Raw genomic sequence first — 15822 nt, 5'->3', positions numbered from 1 at the left:
AACCCCCTCCATGCAAGGCACAAAGGGGGTAAAGAATAAGTAAAGCCAACTTATAACTTTTTTATCTCCACATTCCTGAACCATACATCGGCGCCGTGATCTTGCAGAGCTATGTGGCCTTTTTTGTAAGTGCCAAAGCCGGGCCATTCTTTAAATTTACTGCCGGCAACCAGTTTTTTCCAGTTATCGTCCCATAGGGTGGTTGATAATACCTTTTCGTCGTTCACTAAAATATCAAGCTTGCCATTGTTGGCTATAACTTCGGTTTTGTTCCATTCGCCGGCAGGTTTTACCACTTCTTTTGATATGGATATCAGATCGTACAAATCGCCGGCGCGGTGCCTGATCAGCTTGCCATCTTCGTTCTCTTTATTATCGGCCACTTGTGTTTCGGGGCCGGTTTGCCAAGGATATTTGTAGTTGGTGGTATCCTCGTGCACATAAAACATAATACCGCTATTGCCTGCCCGCGATATTTTCCATTCCACTTTCAGGTCAAAGTTTTCGTACTCATCATTGGTCACAATATCGCCGCCGTCAGCGCTTTGCCAGTCGGCTTTTTTGGAGGCATCAAGGTGCAATACGCCGTCTTCCATTTTCCATGATTTGCCAACCGCGCCCTTCCCGTAAGCATGCCAGGCATCTAATGATTTACCATTAAGCAGGGCTATCCATTCGCCCGGTTTTATTTCGGAGGCATTAATGCTGTCCTTTGAATTATCCGCTTTCTTTTCAGATGAATTGCAAGCGCTCATCGCAATGGCAGCAAGCAATAAAAAAGTTCGTTTTCTCATTAATGTTGTTTTTATAGGTTACCTTTTTTGATCTCGTTAACCGCGAAAATCGCCGCCCTTGCAGTAAGCGCCATATACAATATCGACGGACTTTGATTACCGGTGCTGGTCATACAGGCGCCATCGGTAACAAATACGTTTTTGCAAGCGTGCAGCTGGTTATTCGCGTTTAGTAATGATGTTTTTGGGTCTTTACCCATACGTACACCACCCATTTCGTGGATATCCAGTCCCGGTGCCTGTTTGTTATTGTATTTGCTGATGTTTTTAACACCGGCCTTTTCTAACATTTCGGCGGTTTGGGTTAAAAAGTCTTCTGTCATCAGGTCATCGTTTGGATGATACTCTACCGAAGTAACTAACAACGGAATACCCCATTGGTCTTTTTCGGTTTCGCTCAGGCGCACGTGGTTACTTTCTACCGGGACGGTTTCCCCTTGCAGATAGGCAAATACATGCCAGCCACCCGGTTCGCACAGGTCGTCCTTGTATTGCGTGCCCACTTGCCCCTCCACGCTATCGGCAGGATGCTGTTCGCGGTAAGCATTCATGAAGGTGGTGTAACCGCCAAAGTAATTAGTGTCACGCTTGTGCAGGTTACGGTAATTTACCAGTATCAGGTCGGTAGGGTTGCGGCCGAAATAGTATTTATCCAGGTAACCATCTAAAGTGCCGGATACCGATGCCCGGTAGTTATGAAAGGCGATGTATTTGCCCAGCATACCACTATCATTACCCAAACCATTTGGGAACCGGTTTGATTTTGAGTTGAGTAGTATCAGGTTAGTATTCAAAGCCGAGGCATTCATAAATATCACCTTAGCATGATAGTCGATGGCTTCTTTAGTATTGGCATCTATGATCCTGACACCGGTTGCCTTACCCAACTTTTCATCGTAAATAATTGAGTGCACAACAGAATGCGGACGCACAGTAAGGTTACCGGTTTTTTCTGCCCAGGGTAGGGTGGAGCTTACGGAACTAAAATAGCCGCCAAACGGACAACCGCGCATACACATATTACGGGCCTGGCACTTGCCACGGCCCTGGTCAAGGTGTACCTGTTGGGGTTCGGTGAGGTGCGCCCAGCGGGCATGCACCAGGTGGCGGTCGGTATAATTATCTTTTAACGATTGTTTGATATGTTGCAGCGGCACGTTCATTTCAAACGGTAGCTGAAACTCACCATCGGGCATAGCTTCTAAACCATCTTTGCTACCGCAGATGCCAATGAATTTTTCTACATGCGAGTACCACGGTGCAACATCTTTATAGCCAATTGGCCAGCCGATGCCGTAACCAAAACGCTCCGGCGCGGTAAACTCAAACTCGCTCCAGCGTTGTGTTGCACGCCCCCAGGTTAATGATTTACCCCCAACCTGGTAGCCGCGGATCCACTCAAAAGGTTTTTCCTGTACATATGGGTGGTCGGCATCTTTGATAAAGAAATGGTCGCAATCATCGCCGAAACCGGCCGCTTTTGTAATGAGCGGGTTCTCTTTATAAAACTCCGCGCTCATACGCCCGCGGTATTTAAAATCCCATGCTGGGGTGGTAGCAGTTGGGTAATCTTTTAAGTGTTTTACATCGCGGCCACGCTCTAAAACAAGGGTTTTCATACCCTGTTCGCAAAGCTCTTTGGCAGCCCAGCCACCACTAATGCCCGAGCCAATAACAATAGCATCAAATGTGTTCGTGGCAGTACTGCCCGAGGTTGTATCTGGAGAATTTACTGACATGAAGTTTATAATTGTTGGTATTATAAAGATGGGATAATTTTTTTGGAAAAGTAAACGCCTGCTTCTAAAAACGACTTTTGGAATCGCCTATAACCACTACCAACAGCTTGTATACAAGATTTAACAACAAACATCATTGCCGTCCCATTTATGGGACGGATGAGGAAGTCAGAAAGAAGGCTTTAGCCGCATCCCTTAAGTTTGCTAAAGCCAATTCAGGCTTGTTGCTATCCGTTGACTGAAGTCAACGGCAATGAACTTTATTCTTGTTTCGGTGAGGATACCAAAGCTTTACGCTGAAAAGTAAGCGCTTAAAGCCTCAATTCCAGGGCTTTCTCCTGTATTTATATAAATGTTAGATATAGCATTAGCCATTATCAGGGAAGCTTCAGCATCCAGCCCCAGCAGTTTGCCCATACAGTAACCGGCGTTAAAATTATCGCCGGCACCGGTAGATATCTTTGGTTCGGCAATAAAAACGGGTTCGTTTACATATATGCCATCACTATCCCACGCTACCGAAATTTTCGAATTATGGATGATCAGCGTATCGATATTTAGGCGCGTAAAAAGTTTGTTACCTGTTGCCTGCAGATCGGCAGTAGGGGTGTCATTAAAGAATGTTTTATACAGAATATTAGCCTCGTTCCTGTTCAAACTAAGCGTTACTTTACCATGAGTGCCGAATTGTTCAATAAGCTTTATGGCCGAACTAATGGCCTCGGCACGGCGTTTAGAACAGTCGGACAGGTCAAAAAAGAATTGCTGGTCTTGCTGAATTGCTTTATCGGCTAACACATCATTCAGCAATCCTTGCCATATATTGTTGGAATGGTCAAGCTCGCTCCAGTTGACCAGGCAGATAAGGTTGGCACTGGTAAATATTTCCCTTAGTCTTTCAAGGCCGATGGTTTGTTTAATGGTATTCCAATTAGAATGGTTCAGATCGGTCATTTGAGCCAGCATAATTTTGCCATCGGCAAATTCCATAGCAGTGGTAAAACCGGGATTAGTAAAGCTGTGCAGATTGCAATTTGCGTGCATCCCCGCGAAGGCGGGCGCAACCGTAGGTACACCAAAAGCGCCAACACAATCTACACCAGCCCCCATACCTGCCAATGCATTGGCCATAATGGGCATATTGCCACCAAGTTTCTGCACCAGTTCTTCGCTCTCCAAACTGAAACCCGAGCCACTTTTGCCGCTGATGTAGCCACCAAATTCGCTGATGGTGCGGAAGAAAACCGTACCTGCATCGTCAGACTTGTAGTTAACAACCTTTACAATAGAATCTACAAAACCATCAAACCCGGCGGCCACTTTTTTATTGGCCAGCAATGCCGGGGCGTTTTGCAAATGCTCCTGGATTTGTTTTAGCTTTTCTTTCATGATCAGGAAGCATGTTCCAGTTGGGATGCGGCATCTTTATCAAGCAAAATCACAGCATTAGGCAGTTTTTGCAGGATAGATGCGGGGATATCTGTACTCACTGTTCCCTGTAAGCTTTCGTGGATAATAGCCGCTTTTTTTCCACCGGATGCTATCAATACTGCTTTGCCCGCTTCCGACAGGTGCCTTAAACCAAGTGTAATGCCCTCTGTTAGTTTAGTTTCCTGTTGAAAATACTTTTGACCAACTTGTATAGTAACCGGGTCTAATGCAGAGTGGTGGGCGTACAGGTTAAAATCGGTACCGGGCTCGTTAAGGCCAAGGTGGCCGTTCATGCCGATGCCTACCATCATAATATCTAAACCGCCTTTGCTGTTGATGAACTTGTTGATCCGCTCGCATTCCGCGTCAAGATCGGCGGCTTTGGCATCAAACAAGGTAACATTGGTTAGTTTGGTATTCAGCTTATCAAAAAAGTTGTGCTTCAGGTAATATTTACAGCTGCCTACATCATTCTCGTCCATGCCTACCCATTCATCAAGGCCAACAAAATGGCATTGGCTCAGGTCTAGTTTGCCTTCGTTTGCCCAATTTACCAAGTAATTTAATGTGCCGGTAGGTGAATCGCCCGAAGGAACACATAATACAGAGGCGGGCTTTTCTGCCAGTTGTTGTGCAACCAGTTCGGCTGCCGCTTTCGACATCGCGTCGTAGGTATCGTATATTGCTATTTTCATGATTTTAGTCTTGTTTCGCGTTAAGCCATAGGTCAATGGGGCGGTCTACTTTTGGATGAAATGGCAGGCTTATCTTTTTACCTTGCCCGGCAGATGCATAGGCTGCATACAGCATTTCCAGTACAGCGCGGCCATCTTCGCCGGTTACCAGTGGTGTTTTATCTTCGCGTACACACTCAATAAAGTGTTTTAATTCGTGCGGGTAACCCTGGTTAAACACTTCCTCAAAAATGGTAAAGCTCCATCCTGCAGAGGTATCGGCCTTTTCCATGGCGTAACCGTACCCTTCGCGACTGTAAGTCAGGGCCGAGCTACCCATAAACAGATCGGCATAAATAACACCGCCTTTACCGTAGATCTCGCAGCGGTCGTCCATACCACCATGTTTGGCCCAGCTATCTTCGGCAACACAGGTAACACCATTTTCAAACTCCACAATCACTACGGCATTATCTTCGCCCTTAGTACGGCCGGTATGGAAAACGGTATCCATGGTAGCATACACACTTTTTACCTTGGCGTTGCCCAGCATCCAGCGGAACCAGCCCATAGCATGGCAACCCATATCCATGAGTACGCCGCCACCGGCCAGGTTAATATCATAGAACCAATCGGTATGCGGGCCCGAGTGCTTTTCTGCTTGTTTAAGCATGTACACTTCGCCAACAGCACCCTCTTTTACTACCTGCCTTGCACGCTCATATTTGGGTGCGAAGCAAAGTTCTTCGGCATACATCAGCTTTACATTGTTGACCTTGCAAGCGGCGATCATATCGTCAGCTTCCTCTAAAGTAACAGCCAGCGGTTTTTCAATGATAACGTGCTTGCCTGCGTTGGCCGCTTTAATAGTTGCACCGGCGTGCAGGTAGTTGGGGATACAAATGTCTATCACCTCACAATCGGTTTGTGTCAATAGCTGGTCTATATCATCAAAATATGCGGGGATGTGGTGCTTTTCGGCAAAGGCTTTTGCTTTATCAAGATTACGGGCATAAACCGCTACAATCTCGGCCTCGGGGATAAAGCGATGGTACGATTCTACGTGTATGTCTGATATAAATCCGGCGCCCAGTATGGCAACTTTGGTTCTTGTCATGGTGTAAATTGTATAATAGGTATTACAGATATTTCATTTTTTTAAGATAGGCCACCCAAACTACATAAGCTTCGGGTTTTAGATGCAGGCCTTCGTAGGTGTACTTTGCATCCAATCTGTTTTGAGCATCAACAAACAGCGGCTGCAAGTTGATATAGGTATAACCCATAATTGCAGCATTGGCTTTAAGCATGGCATTTACCCGGGGGATGTGCTCGCCCTTATCATAATGCTGCGGGAAATTATTTAAAGTGGGGTTTAGCGGTAAAATGCTTTGCACATAAATTGTGGTAGCCGGGCTTTTTTCTTTTACCTGTTTAATGATCTTGAAATAATTATAGGCGATAACAGACTCGGGGATATCCTTGCCAATGTCATTTATCCCCAGCAAAATAAAAAGCTTTTTTGGCTGGCGGTTAATTATGTCGTCCAGTCGTTTAAGTACGCCGTAGGTAATATCGCCGCCAATGCCGCGGTTTAGCACGGTGGTATCGTTCAACAGCTTTGCCCAGTTACCCATTTCGGTAATGCTGTTGCCCAAAAAGATGATGCCGCCTTTTGTTACCGGTTGTTTTTTGAATATTTCCAGGCGCTCAATTGTATGATCAGGGATGAAAGGGATAGTATCAAACAGGCTTTGATTAGATGGCCTTTTTTGCGCATACGCGAAAACTGGGAATAGCAACAACAGCAAAATGTATTTCATAATTTGTTTACTTGGCCGTTAAAAATACAATAATTCTTGAGGGGGGGGGATTAAAAAGATTGATAAGATTATGGAATTTTTCAACACTTTTTATTCCCTCGTTGTTGCGAGGAGCAAAGCAATTCCCGATAGGCAACCACCCAGTCATCATGCCGAATTATTTCGGCATCTCTCATGTTTAGTGTGAGCTATTAATTGGCCCGCTCAATTGCCGCGGGATGGCTGTTACTTTGTCTTGATACAAAGTAACCAAAAATCAAGTCGGCAAAAAGGCTTCTTTTGCCGCACAAGGCCTTTGCTCTGCAAACCGGGCAGAACCACGGGCTGGAATCTTTTGCCCCACTGCGTTCGCTCATTGCCTGTGCTTCAGCAAAATTTCCTATGCCCTTGCCGCCCACGAGGCTACCATTGTTCTGCCCGCTTTCGCCCGAAGCTGTTTTGCCGACACGGGGAAGAAAAGAAATCCTGTCAATCGTATAAATCCCACAAATCCCGGTTCAGACTTTATATCGATAAAACACTACACTCAAAACTATTGTTAGTAAACAAAATCTAACCCAATTAAATGGAATCTATTACTGTAATTATAGAAACCCCAAAGGGGAGTGGCCATAAATACGATTATGAGCCCGAGTTGAAGTGCTTTAAGCTGAAGAAAGTATTACCTGTGGGTATGGTGTTCCCATTTGATTTTGGGTTTATACCGGATACAAAAGGCGGTGACGGCGATCCGCTGGATGTTATTGTGATATCTGAAATTGCTACCTTCCCGGGTTGTTGCATGGATTGTCGCGTAATTGGAGCCATCAAGGTAAACCAAACCGAGCGCGATGGCAGCACTATGCGTAACGACCGTTATTTTGTTGTGCCCGAGGTATCGCAATTGTTTAAAGAGGTAAACTCGCTTGTGCAATTGCCGGATGGCATTATTACCCAGCTGGAAAGTTTTTTTAAAAACTATAATGAGCAGGCTGGTAAAAAGTTTGAAATACTTGAAAGAGTAAATGCAGAAGAGGCCTACCAAATGATCAATGGATAGCGATCTCTTTACAAACCGCAAACATTTCTAAATACAATAATGTTGCATTTATATTTATCTTTGCAGCATGATCTCACGATTAAAAGCTATAAAACTGGATAACGTAGGAATGACAGCGTCAACCTTATGCGCTATACATTGCGCGGCGGTACCTGTGTTTTTTACCAGCTTGCCTTTAGTGGGCCTGGGTTTTTTGGCCAACCCCTGGGTAGAGTGGATCATGATAATCATAGCCCTTGTGGTAGGGATCTCCTCTATCGGTAATTCTTATTTTAAAGAGCACCACCGCATTTTACCTTTAGCTTTATTAATCGGCGGCTTTATAACTATTATTATTGGGCACTTGTTTATAACAGGCTGGATTGAGGCAATTGTTGTACCCATAGGTGGGCTTATGATAGCTGCAGCGCATTTTGTAAATTACAAGTACGCGGGCACATGCAAAGCGGGCGATAGCTTTTTTCACCTGAAGCATGCACACGAGCATGACGAACAAAAGGCCGCTTAATTAATTATTTGTTTGATTTTTGACTATAGTTTATATGGCACAAGTAAAAAGTAACTACCAGTTTGAAGATATGCTGCAAAAGCATAATCTTAAAAAAACTGCCCCGCGGTTAAGGGTACTGTCCATGATGTATTCAAAAAATACCGCTACTTCACAGCCCGACCTGGAGAGTGTGATGAACGATATTGACCGGGTTACCCTATATCGCATTTTAAACGTTTTTGAGGAGAAAGGCATCATCCATAAAGTTTTCGACCTTAATGGCACGGCTAACTACGCGGTTTGCCATTCGGACTGCCAGGAAAACCACCACCACGACGAACACCTGCATTTTAACTGTACTGCATGTAAAAATGTTTACTGCTTAAATGAACTGAATATACCAAAGCTAACCCTGCCTGCCGGCTTTGAACCACAGGCTTTTACAATATATGCATCGGGCCTTTGCCCTAAGTGCAGTAAAAAGGGCACGGCAAAAGTTAATTAACTTATTGCAACTACATTGCTTCGTTTTTTAGTATTAATCTATGGCGAATTACTATAGTCCAACAAATAATAGCTGTAATTATTTTTGCAGACTAATACACTGATAGTTAAATTCGCGTTCCCTAATAATATAAATGGATCAAAAATATTTAAGACTGATATTTACTTTCAGCGCTATATCTTTCTACATGTTGCTGTGCTCGTTCACGCCTGCGGCAGATACTATAAAAAGCACGGGCTTTAAACTCAAGACGGTTATTATTGATGCCGGGCATGGTGGTAAAGATGGCGGTGCGCATGGCGCTTTTTCGCACGAAAAAAATGTTACGTTGGCTATAGCCCAAAAACTGCAGGCCGCTATCCAGGCGCAATTGCCAGATTTGACAGCCGTTATGACCCGTACCGACGATACTTTTATTGAGCTAAACAGGCGATCGGCCATTGCTAATAAAGCGCAGGGTAATCTCTTTATATCTATTCACTGTAATTCATCTGCCGAAGGGAACGCCTATCGGGAGCATAAGCAAAACGGTGTAATGCTGTTGGTTTATGGGTTACACCGGGTAAGAGAGCAACTGGAAGCCATGCGCGAGAACGCATCCATCCTCATAGAAAACGATTACAAGGAGAAATACCAGGCCTTAGATGCTACAGATCCTGCAAACGCTATCATCCTAGATGCCTTTACAAAAAAATACCGCAAGCAAAGCATCAAATTTGGCGAGCTGCTAAACCAGGAGTTTACCGAAACAGATGGCCGATCCTCACTTGGCGTACGCGAACAAGGTTTATATGTATTGGCTAACAGTGCCATGCCGGCTGTTTTGATAGAAACCGGTTTTATCAATAACCCTGATGAAGAAACGTTTCTAAACTCGGAAGAAGGGCAACAACAAATAGTGCAAACCATCATTCGTTCAATAATAGCTTATCGTACCGCGCTAACTATCCAATAAGCTGTTTCTTAACATAAACTTTATTGTAGTTTTATAAATTAGTTGCACAAAAGGTATATATTAGTTTAAGATTGGCCCGCCAGTTAGGGGCCAATCATAAACCGTATACATCTACTAATGTTTTATTATCAGCACTATTCGTTTGATCTGTGGTTAACGCTCATCAAATCTGACCCGGAATTTAAAATACAGCGCGCCCACTTTTTCCATCAAAATTTTAATAACACAGGCAAATCGGTTGATGATATCAGCAAGATCTTCAGACAGGTAGATCTGATGTGTAATGCTGTTAACGAAAAAACGGGAAAGAACATTGATGCCGACGAAATGTACCTGATGGTGATCAGCCTCATTAACGGCGACAGATTGAATATTGACGACATTGATTATAATGCCCTGCACCTGCAAATGGAGGAACTGTTGTTTAAACACCCGCCGATGATGTACGCTGATGTAACAATTGAGGTGTTGCATCATCTAAAACAAAAAAGCGGAGCAACTTTTAGTTTGTTGAGCAATACAGGATACATCACCGGGGAAACATTACGAAAGGTATTAGCGCTTTACGGGCTTGATAACTATTTCGATTTTCAGCTATACTCTGACGAGGCAGGCCTGTCAAAACCAAACCACGAATTTTTTAAAGTGATGTTGAATAATATAGATATATGTAATGTGGGTAAAAATATTCCGTTAAATAGTATTATCCATATTGGCGATAACCCTAAAAATGATATAAAACCTGCCAGCGAAACAGGCATCAGTTCCCTGCTTATAAACTCGAACAATAACACTATTTTAAGCCTTATAAGCTAATGATATCTACCACATATTCGTTACACCATATACACCACGATACCAGCTTTGGCTTTGATGCGGATGATTATAGCCGCTTTAAGTTTGGCGATGGCGCGGTATCTAAAAATTTTGGTACCGCACTGGCCGATGGTTTTATAAACGAATACCTGTCAGATAACCCCATTACTAAACAAATAGTGGTTATCTCCAGTCCATACTCCTTTATCCCAACGGCTACCTTCGCCATGAAAGATTGGTTTGTTTATCGCCTTAACCATTGGCTGGCAGAACAAGGTTTACCTGTAGTGCAGGAAACCAAAGTACACCGTACCATAACCTATAAGGAAGATTACGGCGAGCTGAATGCCGAGCAAAGAATGAGCCTGATAGGTAACGACCAGTTCCATATCGATAAAGATTTCCTGACGGATAAAACGCTGCTATTTTTAGATGATATCCGCATTACCGGCAGTCACGAACGCATGATCATGAAAATGGTTAATGCTTACGGCTTAAGCAACGATATACACATGCTGTACTTTGCCGAGCTGATCAACAAGGATATCCATCCTAATGTAGAGAACTATCTGAATTATCATCATGTAAAATCGATATTTGATTTGGATGGGATAATAAAAAGCGGCAATTTTTGTATTAATACACGTATTGTAAAATACATATTAAACTATAGTTTTGATGGCTTTTGCGTATTCATTGAAAACCAACCAACAGCGTTTGTAGCCCTGTTGTATAACATGGCTTTGGGCAACGGATACCATACTATTGAGGCGTATGAGCAAAACCTTAACTTTATAAAAAAACTTTTATTTTTAGATAATTATAAACTAATTCAATATGGCAATTAACCTTCAAAAAGGGCAACGTGAGGCTATTGATGCCCCTAAATTTACTATAGGCTTAGGCTGGGATACCAACACCTCATCAACAGGTACGGCTTTTGACCTGGATGCATCTGTTTTTATATTGGGCGATAATAAAAAGATCCTGAGCGACGAGCATTTTGTGTTTTATAACAACCTTAAAACACCCGATGGCGCTGTTGAGCACACTGGTGATAACCTTACCGGTGCCGGCGATGGCGACGATGAGCAAATAAAGATCGACCTTACTGTAATTGACCCGCGCGCTACCGAAATTTGCGTTGTGGTAACTATACACGAGGCAGAAAGCCGCCGCCAAAATTTTGGCCAGGTAAGAAACTCTTTCGTAAGGGTTTTTGACGCGGCTACCAATACTGATGTTTTAAAATATGAGCTGGAAGAGGATTTCTCTATCGAGACTGCCGTTGAGTTTGGCCGTATTTATAAACGCGATAACAAATGGAAATTTGAAGCAGTGGGCGCCGGTATGAAAGGCGGCCTGCAAGATTATTTAAACAAATACAACTAAACCGAAAATATTATGGCAATTAATCTTCAAAAAGGGCAACGTATAAGCCTTGAAAAAACCAACGGCAGCAAATTGCAAAACGTTTGCGTAGGTATAAACTGGGGCGCTATAGAAAAGAAAGGTTTATTTGGCTTTGGCGGAACTAAAGAAGCGGTTGACCTTGACGCCAGCTGCGCTTTGTTCGACGAGAATAAAAAACTGATGGATGTGGTTTACTTCGGCAACCTAAAATCAAAAGACCAGGCTGTAAGGCATAGCGGTGACGACCTTACCGGTGATATGGGCGGCGATGACGGTTTAGATAATGAAGTAATTACACTTGACCTTGGCAGTCTTAACCCGGCGGTTAAACACGTTGCTTTTGTGTTGAACAGCTTCAGGGGGCAAGATTTTGGCACTATCCCGTTTGCATCTATCCGCATATACGAGGGTACACCAAAACGAGTGAACGAAGTTTTTGCTAAATATGATATCGCTAACGGTTCGGAGTTTAAAGGCCACGTTTCGATGGTTATGGGTGTATTTTATGTTAAAAACGGGGAATGGAAATTCAACGCTATTGGCGAGCCCACCAAAGACAGGAAACTGGAAGAAACCGTGAACACGGTAATGCGTAATTATTTATAATAGCCTCTCCCCAGCCCCTCTCCTTTGGAGAGGGGCTTTAAGATAATTTTTTAGAACCCTCTCCTTTGGAGAGGGCAGGGTGAGGCCAAACACATTTTTAAAAACAAGATATATGGAAACCAACCTAACCAATGAGGGTGCCGAACCAACCAATGCTACACCGGCAGCAGGTAGTACCACCCCGGTTAAACTTGATAAGGAAGGCAATGTTGACTTAACCAACATTACACCCGATGAAGTAAAAAAATACAGCGAAAAGGGTAAAGACTTAAACCCCGCTGATGTAAACTCTATTTTGAACTACGGTACGGATGTGCAAGCCTCGATGGAGCGTTACAGCAATACCTTCCTTACCTCGGTAAGGACGTTCGACTCGGGCGAGGTAGGTACTTTAATTACCGATCTGCTGCACGAGTTGAATTATATTGATGTTGACGAACTGGAGCAAAACGCTTTTGTAAGGGTTTTATCGCGCATCCCAATTTTGCGTACCCTGGTTATGGATACAAAAAAGATGTTTGCCAAATATGACCTGGTGGTTAATAACGTTGATAAGATCACCAATAAAATAAAAGCAGGCCGCGTAAATTCCATTAAGGATAATGCATCGCTGCAAACCATGTTTGATAGCAATGTAGACTACATCCATCAAATGGAAGAACTAATCATTGCCGGCCAGTTAAAATATAAGGAACTGAACGAGCAGTTAGCGGCGATGGATGGCAACCCATCTGCCTACCAGGATTACGAAATTGCCGACCTGCGCGATTATGTGAACCGATTGGATAAACGTTTGGCCGATTTAAAAGTGGTGCGCTTTATTATGCTGCAATCGTTGGCGCAGATCCGTGTGGTACAAAATAACAATACCACCATTGCCGAGAAGGCCCAGTCTATTGTGTCAACCACCATCCCGGTTTGGAAAAACCAGCTAACCATTGCTGTAGCGTTAAACAGGCAAAAGGCCAATGTGGAGATGCAGAAAAAGATCTCGGATACCACAAATACTATTTTGCTTAAAAATGCCGAGCTGTTAAAAACAAACAGTATTGATGTAGCCCGCGAAAATGAGAAAACAGTGGTATCTTTGGATACTTTAAAACGCACCACACAATCGTTAATTGAAACTTTAACCGAGGTGAAAAGGATCCATGACGAGGGGACACAAAACAGGAGAACGCTTAATACTGAGTTACAAACTTTAGAAACCGAACTAAAGAAGAATGTAACCAATACACGTTAACCGGCATATGGATGAAAACAGGCTAAACATATTAAATGCATCGACACGGGTTATCAGCAAACTACAGCTGTTATCCGTGTTTTTTAATAACGATGTAATTTTTAAGATTTACCTGCGTACCCAGGTGCTGCACCAGCTGTTTCAAACCAATCCCGATCTTGACATTAACCAACTGGAGATGTTTCATCTCCAGTTTACTTCCACCCTTATTGATCTGCTTAAAAAAATTAAGAAGAACAACGAGGCCCAGGTCGATCTGCTGCTTGATGAGGTATCGTTGAATAACCAGCTGATAGAGCAAATGGAAGGTTCGGTTTATACCGAGCAGAACTACGAGAACGATAAGCAAAGGCAGGCGCTAAAAATGAGCCAGTCGTTACGTAAATTGTTCCAGGTATTATCAGATAACTCGTCGGATTATCCGTTTGCAGGGAACATTAACAGGTTTAGCGCGCATTTTTCGGGCGATTACTTTTTTAGTATCTCAACCGAGCTGGTTTACGATCTGCTAAAATATAACCCGGCCGAGGTTTACTCGAACGAATATGCCACCATTCAGCGTAAGCTGATGGGGACCTTATGCAAGTACGATTTTAGGATATCGTTTTACTGCGGCGTGCGGGCAAATGATATTATACTGGAAGTTTATAAGTTTGCCGATATTAATAAGTACTTCTTATTTTCGCCGCTTAACAATACCCTGTTATTTTGCGATGTAGCAAAACTGGGCGACCTTGACCTGAAGAACACCGTATCTAAAAGGGAAAGAATGATGCGCGAATTACGCGACAAAAATGTACAGCTAACGGGCAAAGCCGGTTTAATGAAAACTAACCTGCCCGAAAATATTACAGCCCTTTTGGCTGAAGACTATAAGAAAATAGCCGATGTGAACTTTTTAGCGCACATGAACGCGTTTGATGTTCAGGCTAATATTTTGAAAACCATGTTAAATACAGATATAATATAAACCCCGATCACAATGGATTTTTTACACACATTACTTGGTGAGGATATAAAGGCAGGCCTGTTGGTTGTGCTTAACCTTATCGTTATTGAAAGCCTTCTATCGGTAGATAATGCCGCGGTACTCGCCACCATGGTACTCGATCTGCCTAAGCATCAACGCAGCCGGGCATTACGCTATGGTATAATTGGCGCCTATGTATTGCGTGGGGTGTGTTTGTTTTTAGCGGCATGGCTGGTAAAAATATGGTGGCTAAAACCACTGGGCGGTTTGTATTTACTATACCTTGCTGTTGATTATTTAAGAAAGAAGCTGGCTGCAAGGTCCAGCAACGGGGAAGAAGAATCTGTTGATAAAAGTAAAAACTGGTTATATAAGTCAACCGTTGGTTTAATAGGTAATTTTTGGGCTACAGTGGCATTGGTAGAGCTTATGGACCTGGCCTTTTCTATAGATAACGTATTTGCAGCGGTAGCCTTTACCGATCACGTTTTTCTGATTTACACAGGGGTATTCATCGGTATATTGGCCATGCGTTTTGTGGCGCAGGCATTTGTTAAGCTAATGGAAAAATTCACTTTCCTGGAAACTGTAGCTTTTGTCGTTATAGGTGTTTTGGGTGTTAAATTAACGTCGTCACTATTTGTGCATTTTGATAAGGAATCTCCCATATCAAAATTTTTAGAAGGCGAAACAGCTGATATTGCCGTATCGATATTTACAGTAACGGTGTTCATCCTTCCGGTACTTACATCAATCCTCTTCAATTTCCCTAAAAAGAATATAATGAAACCCGAAGTTGCAGAAGATGCCGAAGGTGTACTGGATAAAAGCTAAACCATGTTGCAAATAAATAAACTTATAGCATCAATATTCGGGATAGGGTATGTAAAGGGTGGGGGCACACTGGCCGCTATAGTTACCTGCCCGTTTATATGGTTAATGTGGCAGCAACCAACCTTTCAAAGCCCCTGGTACTTAGTTGGGGTAACGGTAATAATTACCTTGTTGGGTATTTATGTTGGCGATAAGGTTGAGCCCGTTTGGGGCAAGGATAGCTACCGGGTAGTGATTGATGAAGTTGCCGGTATGCTGGTAACCATGTTGTTTATCCCGCCGCATTTGTATTACCTGCTGATAGGGTTGGTATTGTTCCGCTTTTTTGATATTGTAAAACCGCTTGGCATCCGCCGTATGGAGGCATTGCCCGGTGGTACGGGGGTGATGATGGATGATGTGTTGGCAGGCGTGTATGCCAATATTATGCTGCAGGTGATAGTACACTTTGCAAAGTTTTAAGCTATATATTTCATCAGCCTAAATAATT

The 15822-nt window shown here is 43.3% G+C and carries 18 protein-coding genes; 12 read left to right on the top strand and 6 right to left on the bottom strand.

Annotated elements, in window-relative coordinates; genetic code table 11:
• Positions 1-50: 50 nt before the first annotated feature.
• From NPE20_RS07715 to NPE20_RS07690, 6 genes are all read right to left on the bottom strand, one after another.
• Complete coding sequence (locus NPE20_RS07715) at positions 51-794, bottom strand: 3-keto-disaccharide hydrolase (RefSeq protein ID WP_256538037.1); 744 nt, start codon at positions 792-794, stop codon at positions 51-53.
• An 11-nt stretch (positions 795-805) separates the two neighbouring features.
• Positions 806-2533, bottom strand: coding sequence for a GMC oxidoreductase (locus NPE20_RS07710; protein WP_256538036.1), 1728 nt, complete (start codon positions 2531-2533; stop codon positions 806-808).
• Between the two features lie 291 nt (positions 2534-2824).
• Entirely contained in the window at positions 2825-3922 is a 1098-nt protein-coding gene (locus NPE20_RS07705; protein ID WP_256538035.1) for a PfkB family carbohydrate kinase, read from the bottom strand.
• 2 nt (positions 3923-3924) lie between these two features.
• Entirely contained in the window at positions 3925-4659 is a 735-nt protein-coding gene (locus tag NPE20_RS07700; RefSeq protein WP_256538034.1) for a 6-phosphogluconolactonase, read from the bottom strand.
• A gap of 4 nt (positions 4660-4663) precedes the next feature.
• The gene (locus tag NPE20_RS07695) at positions 4664-5755 is read right to left on the bottom strand and encodes a Gfo/Idh/MocA family protein (protein WP_256538033.1); all 1092 of its coding nucleotides are present in this window, start codon (positions 5753-5755) and stop codon (positions 4664-4666) included.
• A 22-nt stretch (positions 5756-5777) separates the two neighbouring features.
• The gene (locus NPE20_RS07690) at positions 5778-6461 is read right to left on the bottom strand and encodes a GDSL-type esterase/lipase family protein (RefSeq protein ID WP_256538032.1); all 684 of its coding nucleotides are present in this window, start codon (positions 6459-6461) and stop codon (positions 5778-5780) included.
• Positions 6462-7026: 565 nt separating this feature from the next.
• Here NPE20_RS07690 and NPE20_RS07685 point away from each other — a divergent pair.
• From NPE20_RS07685 to NPE20_RS07630, 12 genes are all read left to right on the top strand, one after another.
• Positions 7027-7500 (top strand): inorganic diphosphatase, encoded by a 474-nt coding sequence (locus tag NPE20_RS07685; protein WP_256538031.1) that lies wholly within the window; start codon positions 7027-7029, stop codon positions 7498-7500.
• Between the two features lie 67 nt (positions 7501-7567).
• A complete protein-coding gene (locus NPE20_RS07680; protein ID WP_256538030.1) occupies positions 7568-8008 on the top strand; it encodes a MerC domain-containing protein in 441 nt (146 codons plus the stop codon).
• A 34-nt stretch (positions 8009-8042) separates the two neighbouring features.
• A complete protein-coding gene (locus NPE20_RS07675; protein WP_256538029.1) occupies positions 8043-8495 on the top strand; it encodes a Fur family transcriptional regulator in 453 nt (150 codons plus the stop codon).
• 133 nt (positions 8496-8628) lie between these two features.
• Positions 8629-9450: an N-acetylmuramoyl-L-alanine amidase family protein gene (locus tag NPE20_RS07670; protein WP_256538028.1), complete on the top strand. Its 822-nt coding sequence runs from the start codon at positions 8629-8631 to the stop codon at positions 9448-9450.
• A 117-nt stretch (positions 9451-9567) separates the two neighbouring features.
• Positions 9568-10266 (top strand): HAD family hydrolase, encoded by a 699-nt coding sequence (locus NPE20_RS07665; RefSeq protein WP_256538027.1) that lies wholly within the window; start codon positions 9568-9570, stop codon positions 10264-10266.
• Positions 10266-11114, top strand: a complete 849-nt coding sequence (locus tag NPE20_RS07660; RefSeq protein ID WP_256538026.1) for a phosphoribosyltransferase family protein — start codon at positions 10266-10268, stop codon at positions 11112-11114. The genes NPE20_RS07665 and NPE20_RS07660 overlap by 1 nt, the downstream gene beginning before the upstream one ends.
• Positions 11104-11658: a TerD family protein gene (locus tag NPE20_RS07655; protein WP_256538025.1), complete on the top strand. Its 555-nt coding sequence runs from the start codon at positions 11104-11106 to the stop codon at positions 11656-11658. The genes NPE20_RS07660 and NPE20_RS07655 overlap by 11 nt, the downstream gene beginning before the upstream one ends.
• A 12-nt stretch (positions 11659-11670) precedes the next feature.
• A complete protein-coding gene (locus NPE20_RS07650; RefSeq protein ID WP_256538024.1) occupies positions 11671-12285 on the top strand; it encodes a TerD family protein in 615 nt (204 codons plus the stop codon).
• Between the two features lie 112 nt (positions 12286-12397).
• On the top strand, positions 12398-13528 hold the full coding sequence (locus NPE20_RS07645; RefSeq protein WP_256538023.1) for a toxic anion resistance protein: 1131 nt from the start codon (positions 12398-12400) through the stop codon (positions 13526-13528).
• A 7-nt stretch (positions 13529-13535) separates the two neighbouring features.
• A complete protein-coding gene (locus NPE20_RS07640; RefSeq protein ID WP_256538022.1) occupies positions 13536-14498 on the top strand; it encodes a hypothetical protein in 963 nt (320 codons plus the stop codon).
• 12 nt (positions 14499-14510) lie between these two features.
• Positions 14511-15332 carry a TerC family protein gene (locus tag NPE20_RS07635; RefSeq protein ID WP_256538021.1) on the top strand — a complete coding sequence of 274 codons (822 nt, stop codon included), beginning with the start codon at positions 14511-14513 and terminating at the stop codon, positions 15330-15332.
• A 3-nt stretch (positions 15333-15335) separates the two neighbouring features.
• Entirely contained in the window at positions 15336-15794 is a 459-nt protein-coding gene (locus NPE20_RS07630; protein ID WP_256538020.1) for a phosphatidylglycerophosphatase A family protein, read from the top strand.
• The last annotated feature ends 28 nt before the right edge of the window (positions 15795-15822 follow it).

The sequence above is a fragment of the Mucilaginibacter aquariorum genome, from assembly GCF_024498135.1.
Taxonomy (GTDB): domain Bacteria; phylum Bacteroidota; class Bacteroidia; order Sphingobacteriales; family Sphingobacteriaceae; genus Mucilaginibacter; species Mucilaginibacter aquariorum.
Note: the sequence above shows the minus strand (reverse complement) of the source record. Positions and strands in the feature narration are given on the sequence as shown.

Excerpts from the sequence above, each read along its gene's own strand:
- NPE20_RS07715 (WP_256538037.1), bottom strand. The coding sequence starts at position 794 with ATGAGAAAACGAACTTTTTTATTGCTTGCTGCCATTGCGATGAGCGCT.
- NPE20_RS07710 (WP_256538036.1), bottom strand. The coding sequence starts at position 2,533 with ATGTCAGTAAATTCTCCAGATACAACCTCGGGCAGTACTGCCACGAAC.
- NPE20_RS07705 (WP_256538035.1), bottom strand. The coding sequence starts at position 3,922 with ATGAAAGAAAAGCTAAAACAAATCCAGGAGCATTTGCAAAACGCCCCG.
- NPE20_RS07700 (WP_256538034.1), bottom strand. The coding sequence starts at position 4,659 with ATGAAAATAGCAATATACGATACCTACGACGCGATGTCGAAAGCGGCA.
- NPE20_RS07695 (WP_256538033.1), bottom strand. The coding sequence starts at position 5,755 with ATGACAAGAACCAAAGTTGCCATACTGGGCGCCGGATTTATATCAGAC.
- NPE20_RS07690 (WP_256538032.1), bottom strand. The coding sequence starts at position 6,461 with ATGAAATACATTTTGCTGTTGTTGCTATTCCCAGTTTTCGCGTATGCG.
- NPE20_RS07685 (WP_256538031.1), top strand. The coding sequence starts at position 7,027 with ATGGAATCTATTACTGTAATTATAGAAACCCCAAAGGGGAGTGGCCAT.
- NPE20_RS07680 (WP_256538030.1), top strand. The coding sequence starts at position 7,568 with ATGATCTCACGATTAAAAGCTATAAAACTGGATAACGTAGGAATGACA.
- NPE20_RS07675 (WP_256538029.1), top strand. The coding sequence starts at position 8,043 with ATGGCACAAGTAAAAAGTAACTACCAGTTTGAAGATATGCTGCAAAAG.
- NPE20_RS07670 (WP_256538028.1), top strand. The coding sequence starts at position 8,629 with ATGGATCAAAAATATTTAAGACTGATATTTACTTTCAGCGCTATATCT.
- NPE20_RS07665 (WP_256538027.1), top strand. The coding sequence starts at position 9,568 with ATGTTTTATTATCAGCACTATTCGTTTGATCTGTGGTTAACGCTCATC.
- NPE20_RS07660 (WP_256538026.1), top strand. The coding sequence starts at position 10,266 with ATGATATCTACCACATATTCGTTACACCATATACACCACGATACCAGC.
- NPE20_RS07655 (WP_256538025.1), top strand. The coding sequence starts at position 11,104 with ATGGCAATTAACCTTCAAAAAGGGCAACGTGAGGCTATTGATGCCCCT.
- NPE20_RS07650 (WP_256538024.1), top strand. The coding sequence starts at position 11,671 with ATGGCAATTAATCTTCAAAAAGGGCAACGTATAAGCCTTGAAAAAACC.
- NPE20_RS07645 (WP_256538023.1), top strand. The coding sequence starts at position 12,398 with ATGGAAACCAACCTAACCAATGAGGGTGCCGAACCAACCAATGCTACA.
- NPE20_RS07640 (WP_256538022.1), top strand. The coding sequence starts at position 13,536 with ATGGATGAAAACAGGCTAAACATATTAAATGCATCGACACGGGTTATC.
- NPE20_RS07635 (WP_256538021.1), top strand. The coding sequence starts at position 14,511 with ATGGATTTTTTACACACATTACTTGGTGAGGATATAAAGGCAGGCCTG.
- NPE20_RS07630 (WP_256538020.1), top strand. The coding sequence starts at position 15,336 with ATGTTGCAAATAAATAAACTTATAGCATCAATATTCGGGATAGGGTAT.